Source organism: Intrasporangium sp. DVR (assembly GCF_040365325.1).
Lineage (GTDB): Bacteria > Actinomycetota > Actinomycetes > Actinomycetales > Dermatophilaceae > Intrasporangium.
Genome location: NZ_BAABZW010000012.1, coordinates 1 through 3,203 on the forward strand (window position 1 = coordinate 1; position 3,203 = coordinate 3,203).

Sequence of the window (3,203 nt, forward strand, 5' to 3'; positions counted from 1 at the left end):
TGGATTCAGCGTGTCCAAGAACCAGGGTCAGGCCCCACGTGGTCGAGGCGGCGTACGCCGCCTGGGCGGCCGACCAGCAGGCCGGGCTGTCCAGCCTGCTGCTGGCCGCGACCCGCGACACCGTGCGCGAGCTGAACCAGCGCGCCCGGACCGACCGCCTCGACACCACTGGGCAGCCGCCTGGGCGCGAGGTGACCCTGAGCGACAGCACCCGCGCCAGCGCCGGGGACACCGTGATCACCCGCCGCAACGACCGCAGTCTGCGTACCGCCGACGGGTCCTGGGTCAAGAACGGTGACCGATGGCACGTCCTCGAAGTCCGCCCCGACGGTGCCGTCCTGGTCGAGGGCCACTCTGCCCGGCGCGAGAGCGAGCCGGGTCACGTCACCCTGCCGGCCGGGTACGTAGTCGAGCACGTGCAGCTGGGGTACGCCAGCACCATCCACGGCGCCCAGGGCGCGACCGTCGACACCACGCACACCGTCCTCGCCGGCTCCGAGTCGCGCCAGGCGTTGTACGTCGCGCTCTCCCGCGGGCGTCAGACCAACCACCTCTACCTCGCCACCCCTGCCGCCTCACTGGACGGTGTCGGGCCCGAGGTCCCGGACACCACGGTGGAGCCGCGTCAGATGCTCACCGACATCCTCGCCCGCGACGGCCGCGCCCTGTCCGCCACCACGGTCGAGCGCGGCGACGCCGCCCAGCTGCTACGACAGGCGGTGCTGGCCTACCAGGACGCCCTACCGGTCCTGGCCCAGCAGCACCTCGGACACGAGCGCATGGCGCACCTGGACGACGCACTCGAGCGGAGGATCCCCGGCCTCACCGAGCAGCCTGCCTACCCGCACCTGCGGGGCCAGCTCGCGCTGCGCTGGGTCGACGGCACACCACCGCAGCAGGTGGTGGAAGAGGCGACCTGGTACCGCGGCACCCAATCGCTCACCGAGGCCGACGACCCCGCCGCCGCCCTCGCCTGGCGGGTCGCGGGCTCCACCTCGCCGTCCCACCGGGACGCCCCCCTGCCCTGGCTACCGGATGTCCCACCGGCGCTCCGGCAGGACGCGGGCACGAGCGACTACCTCGACCGGCTCACCCAGCGGATCGACGACCTGGAGCAGCGCGTCGCCGACGAAGCCCGGCGGGCGGGCACCTCCGACCGGGTGCCCTGGCATCGCACACTCCCCCCGCACGTCGACGGCCAGCTCATCGGCGACCTCGCCATCTGGCGAGCCGCCCACGACATCCCACCCACGGAGCCGAACCCGACGGGGCCGCCGACCAAAGAACCCCAGGAAGCCAGGCACCAGTCCCGGCTCATCCGCCGACTGGCAGTACCGTCACCCGTCTCCTCTACGGCCACCGCAGACGCCGCCACCGAAAGGCTCCGAGCCAGTCAACGACGGGCAGAGCGTCAACGACTCCATGACGGCACTTCCCGCCACCTGCTTGGTCCGTCACGATGACCGTATCCACCACAAGAGTGCGGAAGGGCACGGTCGATACATCGCTGTAACGCCGAATACAGGACGGTGGCCGCGGTGATTACGCGGCTCCGCGCAGTGCACAGCGTTTCCGGTGTGGCGTGCGGGTGGTCGGCGTCGATGGGCACGTCTGGCGGCACACGAGGGAGCCTGACAGACCACATGTGCTACCGTAAGAAGCCTCTGCCGAGGGGCATGGGACAATATCAGACATTGCGATCGAGACGCCGCTCTTCGAGGCCGAAGAGTAATGATTGCGGTAGGTCATATGCTTCGGCACTGCGCGTTCCTCGAAGGAGTAGTTGTGGTCATTCGATGGCAAGGGGTAGCGATAGTCGGCAGCGTTGTAGCAGCCAGCGTTATTCCGGCCGGGCCAGCCAGCGCCTGGGTAGATAGCAGGTGCGGTCTGTGGACTGCGACGGCGTCTTACCGTCACGCATCTGGGCTGTCAAGCGTTTACATCACGGCGAACGTTGACGCCAAGGACCTGTGGAATAGCAACAGTGACGTCAATTTTGTACCAGCCGCCAGTGGTCAGACGGAGAAGGTTTACATGACGGCCTATAACGTGTGGAGCGCTGACTACGACGGTCTTTGGACTGCTGACGATTGCAACGCAAATGGACACTCCATCGGCACCGTGAACGTGATGTTGAATCGGGTATACACCGACTCATACTCGTCCAGCGGTAAGAAGCAGGTGATGGTGCACGAACTTGGCCACGCCATCGGCTTAGGTCACACCGGAAGTGCCTCGTGCTCTGGTCAACCGATTATGTATGGCTCAAGCGACCGATACTTCACCTGCGGGCATATTGCACCGCAAACCGACGACATTAACGGAGCCAACGCTCTCGTCTGAGATGAGAAAATGATGTCATGCTCAAGAATCGTGGCGGTGCCCATCGTACTCCTTACAGCACTGACCTCTGCATGTTCGACAACGAGCGAAGAAACTGTTTCGGAAGAGTGGGGTGCCACGCCGACGACCGTCCAACAGATCAATCCGAGATCCAGCGGGAGTCGTGCGTTCTATGTTGAGTCCATCGAGGAGTTGGCAGCGCGTGCCGATGTAATTGTTGTCGCCAGAATGGGGGACGATGTCATCGAGGAGCGCGCTGACGAGGAGGGGAAAAGCGGCCTGACCGCGCTGACGACGAGCGCTGATGTTGCCGAGTGGCTAAAGGGCGACGGTGCAGCTAATCTTCCCGTCACGCAACTGCCGTTGGGCGACATGGCTCATGAGATTTCGCGCCTCGATCCCGGCTTCACCTACGTGTTTTTCATGCATCAGAGACGTTTTGAGGGCTCCGCACGCTACATTCTCGTGGGAGGGGTCGGGGCGTACAGGTTTGAGCCTGACGGAAGTTTGGTGCGGTCGGACGAGTCTTCCCATGATACATTCCCGAACCGCTATGCCTCGCTAGAGGCGCTGAAGCAGGACTTGTCCGACGCGCCGGCAAGTTGGGTTGGGTCGCCCTAGTAACTATACCGCCCGCGAGCGACTGCCACCTTTGGCTTCAGTGGCTCCTAGGGTGCAACCCGCAAACGCGACGTTTGCTGACTCTTTGCAGAGGCTATTGTAGTGAGCGCTGGTGCGTCGGTCCCAGGGGTGGGTGTCGAGGTCTTGTCAAGCCGTGACTCGTTCCCGCTCAAGAACCTGTCCGAACCATCCGCTATTGGGGCTCTTCAACTTTGAGCGTGGTGGGGCCCTGAAGCGGG

Annotated in this window: 2 protein-coding genes and 1 pseudogene; all 3 read left to right on the top strand. The window is 64.8% G+C overall.

Features of this window, described 5'->3' with window-relative positions:
- Positions 1-1,463, top strand: a pseudogene (locus ABWV20_RS09665) (hypothetical protein); the annotation flags it as partial.
- A 571-nt stretch (positions 1,464-2,034) separates the two neighbouring features.
- Positions 2,035-2,343: a matrixin family metalloprotease gene (locus tag ABWV20_RS09670; RefSeq protein ID WP_188427799.1), complete on the top strand. Its 309-nt coding sequence runs from the start codon at positions 2,035-2,037 to the stop codon at positions 2,341-2,343.
- 36 nt (positions 2,344-2,379) lie between these two features.
- On the top strand, positions 2,380-2,964 hold the full coding sequence (locus ABWV20_RS09675) for a hypothetical protein (RefSeq protein WP_353354879.1): 585 nt from the start codon (positions 2,380-2,382) through the stop codon (positions 2,962-2,964).
- Positions 2,965-3,203: the final 239 nt, after the last annotated feature.